Source organism: Achromobacter sp. FW305-C-28 (genome assembly GCF_058783235.1).
Genome location: NZ_JBYSYL010000001.1, coordinates 295385 through 311214, shown reverse-complemented (window position 1 = coordinate 311214; position 15830 = coordinate 295385). Strand labels below are relative to the sequence as shown.

Annotated in this window: 11 protein-coding genes; 4 read left to right on the top strand and 7 right to left on the bottom strand. The window is 65.7% G+C overall.

Translation table 11 applies throughout. From position 1 onward, the window contains the following. Positions 1 to 18 precede the first annotated feature (18 nt). Together AC3WMR_RS01415 and AC3WMR_RS01410 are read right to left on the bottom strand one after the other, a co-directional pair. On the bottom strand, positions 19 to 996 hold the full coding sequence (locus tag AC3WMR_RS01415; RefSeq protein WP_492262376.1) for a FecR domain-containing protein: 978 nt from the start codon (positions 994 to 996) through the stop codon (positions 19 to 21). Further along, positions 993 to 1499 (bottom strand): sigma-70 family RNA polymerase sigma factor, encoded by a 507-nt coding sequence (locus tag AC3WMR_RS01410; RefSeq protein ID WP_492262375.1) that lies wholly within the window; start codon positions 1497 to 1499, stop codon positions 993 to 995. Before AC3WMR_RS01410 ends, AC3WMR_RS01415 begins: the two co-directional genes overlap by 4 nt. 131 nt (positions 1500 to 1630) lie before the next feature. Between AC3WMR_RS01410 and AC3WMR_RS01405 the strand changes: the two genes are divergently transcribed. Together AC3WMR_RS01405 and AC3WMR_RS01400 are read left to right on the top strand one after the other, a co-directional pair. Continuing rightward, on the top strand, positions 1631 to 1954 hold the full coding sequence (locus AC3WMR_RS01405) for a hypothetical protein (protein ID WP_492262374.1): 324 nt from the start codon (positions 1631 to 1633) through the stop codon (positions 1952 to 1954). After that, on the top strand, positions 1941 to 3200 hold the full coding sequence (locus AC3WMR_RS01400) for a type II toxin-antitoxin system HipA family toxin (RefSeq protein ID WP_492262373.1): 1260 nt from the start codon (positions 1941 to 1943) through the stop codon (positions 3198 to 3200). Before AC3WMR_RS01405 ends, AC3WMR_RS01400 begins: the two co-directional genes overlap by 14 nt. A 31-nt stretch (positions 3201 to 3231) precedes the next feature. Here AC3WMR_RS01400 and AC3WMR_RS01395 read toward each other — a convergent pair whose 3' ends face one another. Beyond that, a complete protein-coding gene (locus AC3WMR_RS01395) occupies positions 3232 to 3960 on the bottom strand; it encodes a DUF4377 domain-containing protein (protein ID WP_492262372.1) in 729 nt (242 codons plus the stop codon). 375 nt (positions 3961 to 4335) lie between these two features. Continuing rightward, on the bottom strand, positions 4336 to 10386 hold the full coding sequence (gene proA, locus AC3WMR_RS01390) for an anti-phage protein ProA (RefSeq protein ID WP_492262371.1): 6051 nt from the start codon (positions 10384 to 10386) through the stop codon (positions 4336 to 4338). A gap of 286 nt (positions 10387 to 10672) precedes the next feature. Between proA and AC3WMR_RS01385 the strand changes: the two genes are divergently transcribed. After that, positions 10673 to 11443 (top strand): extracellular solute-binding protein, encoded by a 771-nt coding sequence (locus AC3WMR_RS01385; RefSeq protein ID WP_492262370.1) that lies wholly within the window; start codon positions 10673 to 10675, stop codon positions 11441 to 11443. Between the two features lie 134 nt (positions 11444 to 11577). Next, positions 11578 to 12510, top strand: a complete 933-nt coding sequence (locus tag AC3WMR_RS01380) for a hypothetical protein (RefSeq protein WP_492262369.1) — start codon at positions 11578 to 11580, stop codon at positions 12508 to 12510. A 33-nt stretch (positions 12511 to 12543) separates the two neighbouring features. Here AC3WMR_RS01380 and AC3WMR_RS01375 read toward each other — a convergent pair whose 3' ends face one another. From AC3WMR_RS01375 to argE, 3 genes are all read right to left on the bottom strand, one after another. Further along, positions 12544 to 13158, bottom strand: coding sequence for a hypothetical protein (locus tag AC3WMR_RS01375; RefSeq protein ID WP_492262368.1), 615 nt, complete (start codon positions 13156 to 13158; stop codon positions 12544 to 12546). 111 nt (positions 13159 to 13269) lie between these two features. Next, positions 13270 to 14583: an MFS transporter gene (locus AC3WMR_RS01370; RefSeq protein WP_492262367.1), complete on the bottom strand. Its 1314-nt coding sequence runs from the start codon at positions 14581 to 14583 to the stop codon at positions 13270 to 13272. A gap of 46 nt (positions 14584 to 14629) precedes the next feature. After that, entirely contained in the window at positions 14630 to 15811 is a 1182-nt protein-coding gene (gene argE, locus AC3WMR_RS01365) for an acetylornithine deacetylase (protein WP_492262366.1), read from the bottom strand. Positions 15812 to 15830 lie beyond the last annotated feature (19 nt).

The window sequence follows — 15830 nt, the reverse complement described above, 5'->3', positions numbered from 1 at the left end:
CGAAAAGTGCTAATCGCGTTACAAATTAGTTTTTCCGCCCCGCGGCAGCACGGACACCCAGTAGCGGGTGCGGTAGCGCACCTGCAGCGGCAAGGTGTCGGCGACGGTGGCCAGCACTCGATCGATATCACCCAGCGGGAAGGCGCCCGAGATCGGCAGATGGGCCACTTCCGGCGCGCATTCGATCCAGCCGCTGCGGTAGCGTTGCAGCTCGGCCAGGAATTGCTTGAGCGGCATGCCGTCCACCTGCAACATGCCGTGCTGCCAGGCCGACGGATCGCCCGCGATGGGTTCGGGGCGGTGGGCCAGGCCGTCGCCAAAGCGCAAGCCCATGCCGGCCGGCACCACCAGAGCGGCATCGGCAGCCCCCCCGCGCGGCGCCACGCGCACGGCGCCTTCCAGCACCTGCACGGCCGATACGCCATCGTCGCGCCGCACCACGAAACGGGTGCCCAGCGCGGTGATGCTGCCTTCGCGGGTCCGCACGATGAACGGTCGGGCGATGCGTTCGGGATCGGGCGCGGTCTCGACCAGGATCTCGCCGGCATGCAGCGCAATCAGCCGCTGCTGGTCGTCGAACAGCACGTCCATCGCCGTGGACGCGTTCAAGACGACGCGGCTATGGTCGGCCAGCATCACCTCGCGCCGCGCCCCTGTCGGCGTACGGTATTCGGCGACCCAGTTGCGCCAGGCGTCGTCGCGGTACGCCAGCCAGGCGGCGCCGCCTGCGCTGGCCAACAGCGCCAACTTGCCCAGCGCGCGCCGGCGCCCCGCCGAGCGCGGACGGCCCAATACCGGCAGTACGCCCTTGGGCAACACCTCGAACCGGCGCGTCAGGGCTTCGGTGCGTTGCCAGGCTCGCTCATGTTCTGGATCGGCCTGGCGCCAGGCCTGCCAGGCCGCGTGGTCGGCGTCGCTGGCAGTGCCGGACGTCAACCGTAGAAACCATTCCACCGCGCCGTCCAGCGCGCGCGGGTCGATGCCCCCACCGCTCACGGCGCCAGTTCCAGGCATTGGCGCAAGGCGCGGGCGATGTACAAGCGCACCGACCCCACCGACACGCGCAGGGTCTTGGCGATCTCGGCATGTGTCATGCCTTCCAGTTGGCACAGCAAGAACGCACGCCGGGCCGCGACGGGCAGGCCGTCGAGCATGGCGTCGATCTCGCAAAGCGCTTCCAGGGCCAGCGCGCGGGATTCCGGCGAGGGAGCCAGGGGCTCGGGCAGATGCGCCAGCGTTTCCAGGTAGGCGCGTTCCAGGTCGCGGCGCCGCAGATGGTTCACCATCAAACCGTGAGCGATGGTGGCCAGATACGAACGCGGCTCACGGATATCGCCGGGCTCCCGGCGGCTGAGGACCCGCAGATAGGTGTCGTGCACCAGGTCGGCCGCATCGAATGCGCACCCCAGCTTTTTACGTAGCCAGCCCTGCAGCCAACCCTGATGGTCCTGGTAGAGCGTATGCAGGGAATGCTGCGGGGTGGGATCAAAAGCAGCCATGAGGGACGCGCTGGGCTTAGATGAGAATAGCTACAATTTACATCAGACCTGTCCGAGATCGGACTCGGCAGCCTTGACCCATCAAAAATAGCGGTTTAATCTCGATAAAACTACTTTTTTGATGGCTCATCGTGCCCGCAAAGCTGCACTCTCCCGACGCCGTGCCCACCGCTATCGCGAACCGCTTGGCGATGTGGGGCCGCGCCATACGAACCCAGCGGGTGGGCCAACACATCAAGGCCGCCGATCTATGCGCGCGCATGAATATTTCCGAGGCGACGCTGCGACGAATCGAACGAGGAGACCCTGGCGCAAGCGCCTCGACGTACCTGACAGCACTGTGGGTATTGGGCATTTTCGACACTGCGGCGCCCGCGCTGGATGTCCGCTACTGGCAACCTATCCAGCCGCGCGCACGTGCGCGCAGTCCGACGAAAGACGATGACTATTTCTGAAAAGCCGCTCTACGTCTATCTGCAACGCCCCGACACGCACGAGTGGGTAACGGCAGGTAAATGGGCAAAAAAGGCCGATGAGACGTTCGGCACATTCGTCTACGCGCCCAGCTATCTTGAGGCCGAGCACCCGTGGGCCATCGACCCCGCCAACCTGCCGCTTATTGCCGACACAACCTATCTCGCGCACCGCTACCAAGGCCTGCACGACGTGCTGCGCGATACTTGTCCCGACGCGTGGGGACGCGCGCTGATCAATCGTAGGGAAGGTTTGCGCCACGACGCTGCAGATGTCGTCTACCTTGAAAAGGCAGGCAACAGCGACCGGTGGGGCGCCCTTGCCGTGGGGCGATCGCGCAAACCCGCCGTGGCAACCCTGAGGGTTCCGCGCCTGGGCCAGCTTGAAATTCTGGTCAGAGAATTGCAAGCCATGGCTATGCACAAGCCCCCGATTGACGCAGCCATGCGAAAAACGCTTACTTCGTCGCCAAGTTTGGGGGGCGCAAGGCCCAAAAGCACGGTGTTGGATGACGACGGTATCCATTGGCTGGTCAAACCCCGGCTGAATACCGATATCACTGACGTCCCCTGGGTGGAATATTTCGCCATGCAATGGGGCGCCAAGGCGGGCATGCGCTTCGCCGAAACGGTGCTTCATGCAGACTCCGATGCACCGACAGTCCTGCGAATCAGGCGTTTTGACCGGATGGCGGGACATCGCAACATGGCGATCAGCGCCGCCTCTTTGCTGGGCACGGAATACCCCAACGGCGACACCGAACGCTGGAGTTACCCCCTGCTTGCCCAAGCCCTGCGAAAAATCGGCGCCCCGCCCGCAGACCAGCAAGAGTTATTCAACCGAATGGTTTTCAACGGCATCGTTCATAACGACGATGACCACCCGCGCAACCATGCCGCAATCTATGACGCCGACGCACAAAACTGGCGGCTCTCGCCCGCATTTGATGTAGTGCCCAACATGGCAGACGACGATGCTCGGCCGGCCCGTCTCGTGATGCAGTTATCCATGGGCAGACGCGATGTCTTGCGTGATGCCATCCTGGCCGATGCGGTGCATTTTGGTTTTCACTCTCGCGAAGTGGCAGCCGTGCATCTGGATCAACTGCTGGACCGCATCGAAGCCTCATTTCCAGAAGATATCGCCCAAGCCATGCCGCAAGGCTTGGCCGGGCGACTACGCGATCAAACACAGACGTCGATACGCGGCTTGCGCAAACAGAAGTAGGCCGCACGCACGATCGGCACGGCCCCTTGCTTCACTTCTTCTTGCCCGACGCGTCCTGCTCGACCACCATGTCCAGCACATACACCTTCGACGGCGCATCGGCGGGCGGGTTCTTCCAGTCGTAGCGCTTGACGCGCAGCACGGTGCGCACGCCGTCGCGGTGGTCGTAGCCTTCGACCGACTGGTACAGCGGGTGCCATTCTTCCTGCGGCGGCAATTGCACGCCCGCCTCGTTATAGCGGCGTTCGCGCACCATCAGGCACTGGTAATTGGGAATCATCGGGTGGTTGCACTGGGTGCGCTTGGCGGCCACTTCCAGGAAAATGGTTTCACCGGCGCTGCCGTACAGGGTTTCCGGGGTCGGCTCGCCCACGAACTTGAGCACGCTGCCGTCCTGGGCCACCAGCGTCAGGCTGGGTTCCGATGCGTCGCCGGCCAGCGTGGCGCGCAGGTCGCCCTTCAAGCGACGGCCGATTTCGGCGTCCAGCTGCATCAGGCTTTGCTCGCACGCCTTCATGGTGGATGCCAGGTTGGCCACGTGCAGCACGCCGTCTTTGTAGGTGTAGCCGCCGAACTGGCCGTTGCAGCCCCCGCGGATATTCATGGCATCGGCCGAGAACGACAGGCGCAGCGGCTGTTCGATGCCCTTTTGCAGCGCGGCGATGGGCGTGCCCGATGCGTCGGCCGCGGCCGCCAGGCGCCAGTAGTACGCCGGCAGGCTCAACGAGGTCGCGGACGAGGTAGCGGCGGTGGTGGGCATATTGGACGATCCTTGGCCAGGGTTGGAAACCGGTGCGCAGGCCTGAAGCAGCGCGGCGCAAGCAGACGCCAGGAGGATTATTTTTTTCATGGGTCGTTCCTTTCAGCCAGATGGCACTGAAGAAAAGCGGGATTCTACGTCCGCAGCATGGACGAAAAAGCCGAACCCAGCCTTGGCGCGTATCAAAATCTTGCTGGAAAACTGAACGCGGGCTGACAGAAAAAAGCGGCCGGATGGCCCCGCCGCCCAGCAAAAATCCCTGAGGTGACGAGGGCTGCCGACGCGCCGGCAGCCCTCGATGCGCAATTACAGTCTGAAACGCACACGTCGGAATGCGTCGCAACGATCCAGCCAATTGTGCAAAGCATTGCAGCCTCACACCCCCCGCAGAATCCCCGCCGCATCGCCGATGCGCCCCTGCGCGGCCAACATCGACACGGCCAGGCCGATGCGGGTTTCCGCATCCGCCAGGGTCCGCGACAGGCCCAGCAACCGGCACACCGACTTGATCACGTCCGTCTTGGGCGCATTGCCGGTCATGGCCATCACCCGCAACACACCGTTGGCCAATTCCTGCAGGCACACGTCGTCGATGCGGCGACGCGTGGCCTCGTCGTCGCCCGCGCCGCGAAAGCCGGTCCAGGCATCCGGTTGCACGCCGGTGGGCCAGTAATAGGTCACCTCGCCCTCGCGGGTTTCGGCCACGTCGGCCGGCGTCAGGGTGCGCAGGCGCTCCACGATGCGCACGCCCGTGCGTTCCAGGCCCCAGGCGCGGGCCACTCGGCGATGCAGCACGGTTTCAGGAATCGGGCCTTCGGTATCGATGACCTGGCGTAGCGCATCGGCCAGCCTGGCATTGTTGGCCCGGGTGTAGAACGCGTCGCCTTCGCCGGGCGGCACATCGGCCACCTGGTAGGGCGTGATATCGCCCATGCGATCGATCAACGGCGCCGCCCCGGTCGACGCGCCGGACAGCGTCGTGGACGTGGCAGCCCCCGACCATCCCGCCACGCCCTCTTCGGTCGTGATCACGAATTCCCCGCCATCGGCAGCCGTGTCGTCTTCCGGCGGCACGTCTTCTTCGGCCGGCTCGTTTTCGCCCCGTTCCAGTTCCGCCGCCAGGCGCGCCAGCAGCTTTTCCACTTCGCGCTCGGGATTGATCCACCAATCCGTGGACCAGACCCGGTGCAAGCGCCACCCCAACCCTTCCAGCACCACTTGCCGCAGGCGGTCGCGGTCGCGCGCCGTGGCGCCGGAATGATAGGCGCGGCCGTCGCATTCGATGCCCAGCAGGTAGCGGCCGGGCGCGCGCGGGTCGACCACGCCCATGTCGATGCGGTAGCCGGAGCAGCCCACCTGCGGATGCACCACCCAGCCGCGTTCGCGCAGCACCTTGATGACCTGCGTCTCGAACGGGCTGTCGGGCTCGCGGCCGGTGGGGAGCGATTGCTCGACCAGCGCGCGCGGACCCTTCAATGCGAATTCCAGGTAGTGCTTCAAATCGCGCACGCCGGCCGCGCGCACGCGCGACAGGTCGATCTGCTCGGGCAGCAACGTGCTGTAGATCACCACGCCTTCACGGGCCCGCGAAATGGCGACGTTCAGGCGGCGGTGGCCGCCTTCGCCATTGAGCGGACCGAAATTCATCGTCATCTTGCCGGCCGCATCGGGGCCGTACGTGATCGAGAAATAGATCACGTCACGCTCGTCGCCCTGCACGTTCTCCAGGTTCTTGATGAAGAGCGGTTCGCGCGACTGCGCCGAAATGGCCTTGTCCAATTCGGCGTTGGCGCGGCGGCGGGCATCCAGCAACGTTTCGATCAATGATTGCTGCGGCTGGTTGAAGGTGACCACACCCAGCGTCTGGCGGCGGCGCGCCCTGTCCAGATAATGCTGTTCGATGCCCCGGACAATGGCTTCGGCCTCGGCCCGGTTGGTGCGGCTGCCGCCGCGGTCGTAGACCCCGGACACGCGTTCCAGCCGCACGGCCACGTCATCGGTGACGGGCGACGGAAAGGTGATCAGCTGCGAGTCGTAGTAGGTGACGTTGCTGAAGGTAATCAGGCTTTCGTGCTTGCTGCGATAGTGCCATTGCAGCCGCAGGCGGTTCATGTCGGCGCCCAGGCATTCGTCCAGGATGCTCTCCAGGTCTTCCACCTGGCCGTCGTCGACGGCGCCGTCTTCCTCGTTGGTGGACTTGCTGAAGAAGCTGGTGGGCGGCAACTGCTTGGTATCGCCCACCACCACCAGTTGCTGGCCGCGGGCAATGGCGCCCACCGAATCCCAGACGGGAATCTGCGAGGCCTCATCGAACACCACCACGTCGAACTGCGAATGGCCAGCGTCCAGGTACTGCGCCACCGACAGCGGCGACATCAGCAGGCAGGGTTTCAGCTTGGGCAGCAGCGACGGCAGGCGCTGCATCAATTGGCGCACCGGCACGTGGCGGGTCTTTTTCTGCAGTTCGCGGCGCAGCAGGCCCAGCTCGCTGTCGGGACTGACCAGGATGCCATTGCCGGCGGGAACCTTGCCCGCGAGCAGCGCGCCGATGTAGGCCGACGTCAGTTGCTGGAAGCGGTCATCGGCCTGGCGAAATTCGCGGATCTTGCGTTCATGGTCGGCGCTGGAGAACGACCGCAGCACCGGCGAGCGGTCGATGGTCTTCTTGACCCACCAGTTGCGGTAGCTGAATTCGAAATGGGCTTCGACCTGCGCCAGGGGCACGCGGCCCTGTTCCAGCGACGCCACCAGACCCTGCAATTGCAAAGCGATCGCTTGCCCGCGAGCCTGGCGCCACACGCACCAGGGCATCAGGTACTGCTTGTGGTGGCGCCAACCGGCCAGCACGGCCTGGATGCGTTCCAGCGCGCCGCTGTCTTCGCCGTCGCCTTGCAGCGGCTCAACCGGTTGGGCCTGTGCCTGGACCTCGGCCAGCCTGTCCTGCAGCACCCGCCAGGCATTGCGGGCGTCTGGCAGGCGCTTGCCCAGCGCGGCGCCGGGCTGTAGAAAGGCGCGATTCTCGCCCACCAACGGTTGCAGCCGCGTTCGCAGGTCGGTCGCCGCAGCAGGGTCGCCCGCCATGAGCGTGACCGCTTCGGCAAAACGCTCGGCCCAGTGTTCATGCCGCCGGACCTGTTCCCAGTCCGTGGCCAGGCCGGCGTAGTCGTCCTGCAGCAGGCGCTGCGCGTCGGCCTGCAAGGCGACCAGCGCCTGGTCTTCGGCATTGACCTGCGCCAACGGCGCCAGCACGGCATTGATGGCGCTGTCGTCCGGACGCTGACCGTCCGCGCGCAGCAATGCCAGGCGCTTGCGGATGCCGCGCTTGGCAAACGCGGACTTGGGCCACCAGGTTGCGCAGGCGGCTTGCCAGTCAGCCTTCAGCGCCTTGGCGTCCAGGTCGGCCAACGACGCGTTCCATTGCGTGCCCACCTGTGCCCAGTGCGCGTTGCGCGCCAGGCCATGGCGAGCCAGGGCCTGCACCCGTTGCCGCACGGCGGGGTCATGCGCCTGGGCCGCCAGGCCAGCCGGCACCTGCGGGGCGGCCAGCAGCACGTCGATCAATGCGTCCAGCCGCCCATAGGCGTCCAGGCTCAGACCCGCGGCCGGCAGGCCCAGGCCATCGCCCGCGGCACCGATGCAGGACTTGAAGGCATCCACCGCCTGGTCCAGGGCCTGCGCCGAGCCCAGCAGCGCGTCCTGCCAGCTGGGGCTCCAGTCGGCCATGCCGATGTGGGCCAGCGGGTGGCCATGCAACGCGCCCAGTTCGCCGGACAAGGTCGCCATGCGCCGCGCGGCCTCGCGCAGCTGCGCCAGGTCGTCGTAGCCATGAGCCTGGGCATCGGGCCAGTACATGGGCGACGGCTCCTGCCCGGCATGCTGGATGCTGGTGCCGATGGCGTCGTAGACCGTCAAGCCGTTGGGATGCCGGAAATGCAGCGCATCCACCAGGCCGTTCAGATCCTGGCGCAGCACCGCCAGGCGCTCGGCCTCGCGCTGCCAATCTTCGCTGGTGCGCTGGCCGCCGTGCTCCAGCGCCTTGCCCAGCTGCTGCAACACTTCGGATTTACGCGCCTTGGACGAATGCAGTTCCAGGCAGAACGGCCCCAGGCCGATGGCGGCCAGGCGGCGGTGCACCACTTCCAGCGCCGCCATCTTTTCCGAGACGAACAGCACGGTCTTGCCACGCGCCAACAGGTGCGCGATCAGGTTGGTGATGGTCTGGCTCTTGCCGGTGCCGGGCGGGCCTTCCAGCACCAGGTCGCGGCCGGCATCGACCGCACAGATCGCCTTCAACTGCGAAGAATCCGACAGCAGCGGCGTCATCAGGTCCTGCGGGCGATAGCTTTCGTCCAGCCGGTCGAGGCGCGCGTCCCAGGGCGTCTGGGCAAAGGCCTGGCCGGGATGGTCGATCAGGTGCTGCACCACGCGATTGGCCTTGAGTTGCGCGCTGCGGTCCTGCAGGTCCTTCCACATCAGGTACTTGGTGAACGAGAAGATGCCCAGGTGCACCTGCTCCAGCACCTCCCACCCGGCAATCTCGCGCACCGCCAGGCGAAACGCCTGCAACACGCGGGCCACGTCCACGCCCTTGTCGTCGGCCGGCAACGCATCCAGGCCCGGAATACGCAATTCGTAATTGTTGCGCAGCATCTGCAGCAACGTGGGGTTGATGATGGTCTCGTCATCGTGGCGCACCAGCCGGAAGCCGCTGCGCACGGATTGACGCTGCAACGAGACCGGCACCAGGATCAGCGGCGCCAGGTGCGCGCTTTCCGCAGCCGGGTCTTCGGTCCAGCGCAGCATGCCCATGGCCAGGTACAGCGTATTGGCGCCGCCCTCTTCCAGCCCCGTGCGCGCCGCGCCGAAAATGGTCAGCAGATTGGCGTCCAGCGCCTCTTGCGGCACCCGCGCGATCAATTCCTGGTTGCCCAGCGCTTCCAGGGCCATGTCGTCCAGCGGCGCACGGCCGCCTCGATCCACGTGCACCTGCGCGCGCGGGTCGCTGCCTTCCATCAGCGCCGTCGGCAGCGGCCGGATGCGGAACTCGCTGCCGTCGGCAATGGCGTCTTCCAGGCGTGCCAGGTCCGGCGCCACCAGCGGCAGCGTGGACTTGGTGTTCTTGAAATTCAAGAGCCGGTTGCGCAGCGTCAGGTCCAGCAGGCGCGACTTCCACTTGGCCAGGCGTCCTTCGGGCGTGTCGTCGGCCGGCTCGAGATTGATGACGAATTCGGGGTCCAGCGGCGGCAGGTCGGGGGTGGGCTCGATGGCGGCGGGCGGTTCGACGACCTCGGCCTCGCCCGGCACCGCTTCGACGACCCGCGACGGCAGCGGCTTGATCTGCAGTTCGCGCGCGCGGTGCACGTCGATGGCGTAGCGAAAGGTGTCTTCTTCGCGCAGGTGCGCCGCGCCCTGTTCCAACGCCCGCCGCAGCGACGGCCGGAAATTCGGGTGCTGGGCGATGCCGGTGGTTTCGAAGACCAGGAATTCACCGCTGTCCACGCGCTTGCGCACCGCCTGCACGTCGTCGGTCAAGGGGTCCGCGAAGCAGGCCGGGTGCAGCCAGACGCCGACCCAGGCATGCCCTTCCTTCATCAGGATCACCGGACGCAGGCCCGCCTGCTCCAGGCAGGAAGAGAACAGCATCGCCAGGTCCAGGCAGGTCGCTACGCGGGCTTCCAGGATGCGGTCCGGGGTGCGGATCTTCTGGCCGTCCACGCCGAACGACGCCGGCGGCTCGGCGTAATGCAGGCTTTCAGCGGCCAGCGTGCTGTAGATGGCCGACACCTGCTTCCAGACCCCGTCGCGGCTCTTGGACTGGTAGCCATTCAGGGTCAGCTCGGCATGCTGGCTGCGCAGCAGCCGGGCGGCCTTGCCGATCAGCACGTCCACGGCGGGATTGTTCGGCATCGAGAACGCGGCCAGCAATTCCGGCAGGGCGCGCATGCCCGCCCATTGGTCATAGGCCAGCACCGCAACGGGCTGCGAGGCGCGGCCCAACTCCTGCGTGCGGGTCGATTGCGAGCCGCTTTCCTGTCCACCGGTCTGCACCACCACGTCGATGCTGGCGCGCTGCGATTCCTGCAGATCGGCCAGGTAGGCATGGTTCGGCGTCAGGTCGAGCGGCGAGATACGACGGATTTCGCCGGGTACCAACACGTCAAAGCGCAACCGCACGGGCTGCGCAAAGGCCGGATTGCAACGGACGTGCACCTCAAGATTTTCGAAGGTGTCCTGCGAGCGGTTGGTCAAACGCAAGGACCGCACGATCGGCACGGCGTTCTGGATCGAGGCGTAGCCCAGGGTAGGATCAGCCTCGATATCGACGGCGATCGCGTCGCGGGCAAGCGGTTCCGGACCAGGCTGGGACACGGCATGCGCCGCGCCTTCCTGGACGGCCGGGGGTTCCAGGTCTTGTCGCTTATCCATCGCTATCTCTTGGTTTGGTTCAGCCCCGGAAATATAGACCGAAATACCAGGCCGGCTGGGCTTGTGTCCGATTTTTTTAGGGGCAAAACCCAGGCTTTTGCAAGAGATCATGTCGCACTTGGAATCAATCTGCGAAAGCGGCACGCATCACGCATGGAATATTCGGGCGTGCGGCAACGTCCATACCGGTGAAGGACCCCGCGCCGCACCGGCGCCCTGTCCATTCCCCCACCCGCCGGCCGCGCGCAGTCCGGGCGCAGGCCGGCATCGCCGGAGCCTTCCCGATATGAAGTCGAACAAGCTGCTGGCCAGCGCCGTCATGGCGCTGGCATCCCTGGCCGCCCACCCTGCCTGGGCCGCGCAAGACCTGAATGTCTACGGTCCCGGCGGCCCCGCCCCCGCCATGAAAGAAGCCGCCCAGGCCTTCGGCAAACAACACGGCATCCAGGTCAATGTCACCGCTGGACCTACCCCGGCCTGGGCGGAACAGGCCAGGCAGAACGCCGACGTGCTGTTCAGCGGCGCCGAGAACATGATGAGCAGCTTCGCCACCGCCCTGCCCGGCGTGTTCGACCTGCGCGACGCACGCACGCTGTATCTGCGGCCGTCGGCGATCCTGGTGCGTCCGGGCAACCCCAAGGGCATCCAGGGCTTCAAAGACCTGCTCAAGCCCGGCATCAAGGTCATGGCCGTTTCCGGCGCAGGCCAGACCGGCCTGTGGGAAGACGTGGCGGGCCGCCTGGGAGATATCGATACCGTGCGCGCCTTCCGCGCCAACCTGGTCCTGCCCGAGGCCGGCAACAGCGCCCAGGCCCGCAGCCAATGGACCGACGACAAAAGCATCGACGCCTGGCTGATCTGGAACATCTGGCAAGTCTCGAACCCCACGCTGGCCGACGTGGTGCCGGTGGAAGAACCCTATCGCATCTACCGCGATGCCGGTGCCGTCGTCACCCGCCACGGCAAGACCAATCCGCAGGCCCAGGCCTTCGTGGACTATCTGGCATCGGCCGATGGCCGTGCCATCTTCAAGAAGTGGGGCTGGAAAACGGACTGAAGATGCGTGAGCAACAAGCGGAAATCGCAAGCATCGGCGCTGTTTTCCTGACAGTTTGCTGAGCGCATTTGCCGCTGGCCAGCCGCCGCGGTTCAGCGATAATCAGGCAACTCAACAACCGCCTGGTTTCACCGATGCGCCTGCGTTCCGCCCTGCTGCTCTGCCCGCTGATCTACGCCCTGCATGCGCCCGCGGCGCTGGCGGACACCCGGGTGCAATCCCTGGACCAGGTGCCCGGCGCCATCAAGACCCAGGACGCGCGCAAACTGTACGACGCCCAGATGAGCGGCGCGCCCCAGCCAGACGGCCTGGGCGCGCAACTGCCGGCGGGGTTCACCGAAGCGTTCCTGGTGCAGCAGCTGGCGCCCGGCCAGAATCCAAAGCGGCTGCTGGTGGCCGGCGCCAAGGCCTGGCCGCAACGGTCCGGCTCGTTCGTCGCCCTGGTTTGCCTGGCCGCTACGGCCGAACGCGCCGACCGGCTCAAGAAATTCGGCGGCGGCGGTTGCGACAATCTATCTCGCGATGAAGACAAGAACGAGGTCTGGCTCGGCGTGTTCGAATCGGTGGCGGGCGGCGCGCCCAAACTGGTCGCGCGCACCGACGGCCCCGTCACCACGCAGACCGACTGGCGCGACACCGACATCGACCTGCCCATGGATCTGGATATGGCGGACGCCGGCACCCCGCGATTGTCGCCGCCGCAAAGCTGGAAACGCTTTGACCTGGCGCCCTACAGGATCGCTGCGGACAGCGTGGCTTTCGGCCTGCGCGCCGGCTGGAACGAAGGCTATTCCGGCGGCGGCGCCGACTTCGAAGCCCTGTACCTGTTCCGCATCGACGGCACGACCCTGCGTGCCGTCTTCGCCCAACCCATGTCGTTCAGCAAGTCCATCGCAGGCGACTGGAACCCCGACGGCACCCGCGAACATGACGTGTCCGACGCCAGCAATTCGCTGGTGATGCTGCCAGGCAAAACCAACGGCTACTTCGACATCCAGTTGCGCCAGCAAGGCGGCAAATGGAAGCGGACGTTCAAGTGGTCGACGGCGAAAGAGGCGTACGAGTGATCGGCGCGAATCATTTCTGAGCCAAGCTCGAGGTCACGCCGCATCCACATAATTGGGCTTGCCCCCCAGGAACTGCAGCAATTGCTCGGGCTTGTCCACCGAGGCCAGCGGAATGAAATACACCTCGTCGGCTACGTCCTGGCGCTGCACGGGAATAATCTGCAGATAATCCGGCGTCAGTGCGATCAGTTCGATCTTGTCGTTTTCATAATCGGATTCGAAGCGGCTGCCATTCTGTTCCAGCACGAAGCGGTCGGCATAGAACCGCGCCGTTCCCCGCAAATTGTCGGCGCCCTTGAAGATGGTTTTGCGGATCATGCGCTTGAGCACCCACTTGGGCGTGGGTTGCCCATTGCCCATGGCCTTGATGATGCGGCGCGTCTTGGCCGCTGCGATGAAACTCAGCGCCATCAGCAGCATCACGCTGGCGAACACCGCGGTGTGGGCGCCGACCTTGCCGGTCGTCAGCTTTTCGATGGCGACGATCACGATGGATGCCAGGAAGGACCCGTGGCGCACCCAGGTCCAGGTGCGCGTGGCGTCCTTGATGACGTCCACGGCGCGCTGGCGCTGGGCCAATAAATGGGATTCCAGCGTCTCCAGCGGCAGGTCGTAGTCGGCTTGGCTGATGGGTACGGCGTCGGTCATACGGAAGAACCTTTCTTGGCGCGGGAAAAAAGAAGGATTATGCCTTCTTGATCCCGCGTTGCGCCTGGCCACCATCAACGCAAGCCAGATGTGACCGCCGCCCGCGCCCCGCTATCGCTGGCTGAACCGCCCCCGCGCCATCGACAGCGACACCAGCGCCATCACCGCCACGGCCATCAGGTAATAGCTGGGCGACAGGCGCGACCCCGTGCTGTCGATCAACCACGTCAGGACGAACGGCGCAAAGCCACCGAATATCGTGACCGCGATGTTGTAGCCCAGCGAAAGCCCCGTCGTGCGAACCTGCACCGGGAAGATCGCGGACATCAGGGCGGGCATGGGAGCAAAGTACGCCGTGGCCAACAGGCCCAGCACCACCTGCACGCCCATCAGCACCGGCACCGTCGGATGCGACACCAGCACGTAGAACAAGGGGTAGCACAGCAAGGCAGTAAGCGCGGCGGTGGTCGTCATGATGCGGGCAGGCCCGATGCGGTCGGCCCAGGCGCCGACAAAGGGCGACCCCACGGTCATGATCACGCCGGTTACCAGCGTCGCCAGGAAGCCGATGGTGGCCGGCAGGCCCAGTTGGCGGATCGAGTAGGTCGGCATGTACAGGGCCAGGTAGTTGCCCACCGAGCCCAGCGCCACGAAGCCCACCGTGACGGCCAGGCGCAGCTTCTGGCCGGCGAACATGTCGCCCAGCGGCGATTCCGAGGCCTCGGCGGCGCTGAATTCGGGGGTCTCGTCCATGTGCCGCCGGATGTAATACCCGACCGGCGCGATCAAGAGGCCGAAGATGAACGGCACGCGCCAGCCCCAGCTTTCCAGCTGCTCTTGCGTCAGGCCGGCGTGCAGCGCCGCCCCGAACACCGCTGCCAGCAGGATGGCCGCGCCTTGGCTGGCGACCTGCCAGCTGGCGTAGTAGGCGCGCCGGTCCGGCGCATATTCAATGAGGAATGCCGTGGCGCTGCCGAATTCGCCGCCCGCGGAAAAGCCCTGGATCAGCCGTGCAACCAGGATGATCACCGAGGCCGCCACGCCGATCTGCGCGTGGGTCGGTACCAGCACGATCAAGAGCGTGCCGATCATCATCAGGAAGATCGACGCGGTCAACGCTGCCTTGCGGCCTGCACGGTCGGCGTAGGTGCCCAGCACGATGGCCCCCAGCGGCCGCATCAGGAACGACACGCCGAAGGTGGCCAGCGCCATCAGCAACGACGAGCTTTCGCTGGCCGACGGAAAATACAGCTTGGCGATGACCAGCGCGAACGTGCCGTACGCGATCATGTCGAACCATTCCAGCGCATTGCCGATGGACGCGGCGATCACCGCGCGTCGCGCCTGCTTGCGGCGATGGGAATCCGTGGCGGGTAACGGAACTGCACTGGCCGCGCCCAGCGGCGCGCTTTGCGAAATACTCATTGCTCTTTCCCTTTGATTTATCAAGTTGACGATGCCTTGGCCTTGTTCAATCGGCCATTTGCAGGTGTTGCGCAAGCTTTTCCATGAAACGCTCGCAGGCGCGGATCTGATCCAGCTCCACGTATTCGTCGGCGCGGTGCGCCTGTTGCAGGTTGCCCGGGCCGCACACCACGGCGGTCATGCCGGCCCGCTGGAACAGGCCGGCTTCGGTGCAATAGGCCACCTTCTCCGTCGTCCGCGAGCCGGACAGCGCCTGCACCAGCCTGGCGATTTCTGCCTGGGCCTCGGTATCGAAACCCGGCACTTCGGCCAGGACTTCCAGTTCGATGTCCGCCGCCGGGCTTTCGGCCCTGATGCGTTCGCGCAATTCGCCGGTGATGTAGCGGCGCAGCCCACCGATGACGTCCGCGGCCAGCACGCCCGGAATAGTGCGGAATTCGAATTCAAACTGGCAGCGGTCCGGAATGGTGTTGACCGACAGGCCGCCACGGATCAAGCCCGTGTTGGCGGTGGTGAACGGCACCTCGAAGTCGCGGTCGAACGGACCGTTGTGGCGATGCCCGTCCGCCATGTCGCGGATGTGGCAAATGGCCCGAGCCGCGTACTCGATGGCATTGACGCCATGCGGCGTCAAGGACGAATGTGCGGCGTGCCCGTGTACCGTGCAGCGGTACAGGTTGCTGCTCTTATGCGCCGAGATCACCCGCATGTCGGTGGGTTCGCCCACGATGCAGCTGTCCGGCCGGATGCCGATGCCGGCCAGCTCGCGCAGCATGGCGTCGGCCCCCAGGCAGCCCACTTCCTCGTCGTAGCTGAAGGCCAGGTGCAGCGGCACCCGCAGGCGCCGCGACGCGAAGGCGGGCAGCATGGCCAGCGCCACGCCGATGAAGCCCTTCATGTCGCACACGCCGCGACCATACAGCTTGCCGTCGCGCACTTCGGGCATGAACGGATCGCTGGTCCAGTCCTGTCCATCGACGGGCACCACGTCCGTATGCCCGGACAGCACGATGCCGCCTTGCGTGCCGCCATCGTGGGCGGGCAGCGTAACGAACAGGTTGGCCTTGGTCTGGTCCGCGTTGTGGAACAGGCGGGGACTGTGCCCCGCCGTCGCCAAGTGGTCTCTGACGGTTTCAACCAACCCCAGGTTGGACAGCCGGCTGGTGGTGTCGAACCGCACCAGGCGGTCGATCCAGGGTAGCGACAGGGGAAAATCAGGAGGCGTCATGGGTCATATCCCGCAATGA

Bases quoted from the DNA above. Each gene is read 5' to 3' on its own strand.
- proA (WP_492262371.1), bottom strand. From the start codon at position 10,386: ATGGATAAGCGACAAGACCTGGAACCCCCGGCCGTCCAGGAAGGCGCG.
- argE (WP_492262366.1), bottom strand. From the start codon at position 15,811: ATGACGCCTCCTGATTTTCCCCTGTCGCTACCCTGGATCGACCGCCTG.
- AC3WMR_RS01410 (WP_492262375.1), bottom strand. From the start codon at position 1,499: ATGGCTGCTTTTGATCCCACCCCGCAGCATTCCCTGCATACGCTCTAC.
- AC3WMR_RS01370 (WP_492262367.1), bottom strand. From the start codon at position 14,583: ATGAGTATTTCGCAAAGCGCGCCGCTGGGCGCGGCCAGTGCAGTTCCG.
- AC3WMR_RS01385 (WP_492262370.1), top strand. From the start codon at position 10,673: ATGAAGTCGAACAAGCTGCTGGCCAGCGCCGTCATGGCGCTGGCATCC.
- AC3WMR_RS01400 (WP_492262373.1), top strand. From the start codon at position 1,941: ATGACTATTTCTGAAAAGCCGCTCTACGTCTATCTGCAACGCCCCGAC.
- AC3WMR_RS01375 (WP_492262368.1), bottom strand. From the start codon at position 13,158: ATGACCGACGCCGTACCCATCAGCCAAGCCGACTACGACCTGCCGCTG.
- AC3WMR_RS01395 (WP_492262372.1), bottom strand. From the start codon at position 3,960: ATGCCCACCACCGCCGCTACCTCGTCCGCGACCTCGTTGAGCCTGCCG.
- AC3WMR_RS01380 (WP_492262369.1), top strand. From the start codon at position 11,578: ATGCGCCTGCGTTCCGCCCTGCTGCTCTGCCCGCTGATCTACGCCCTG.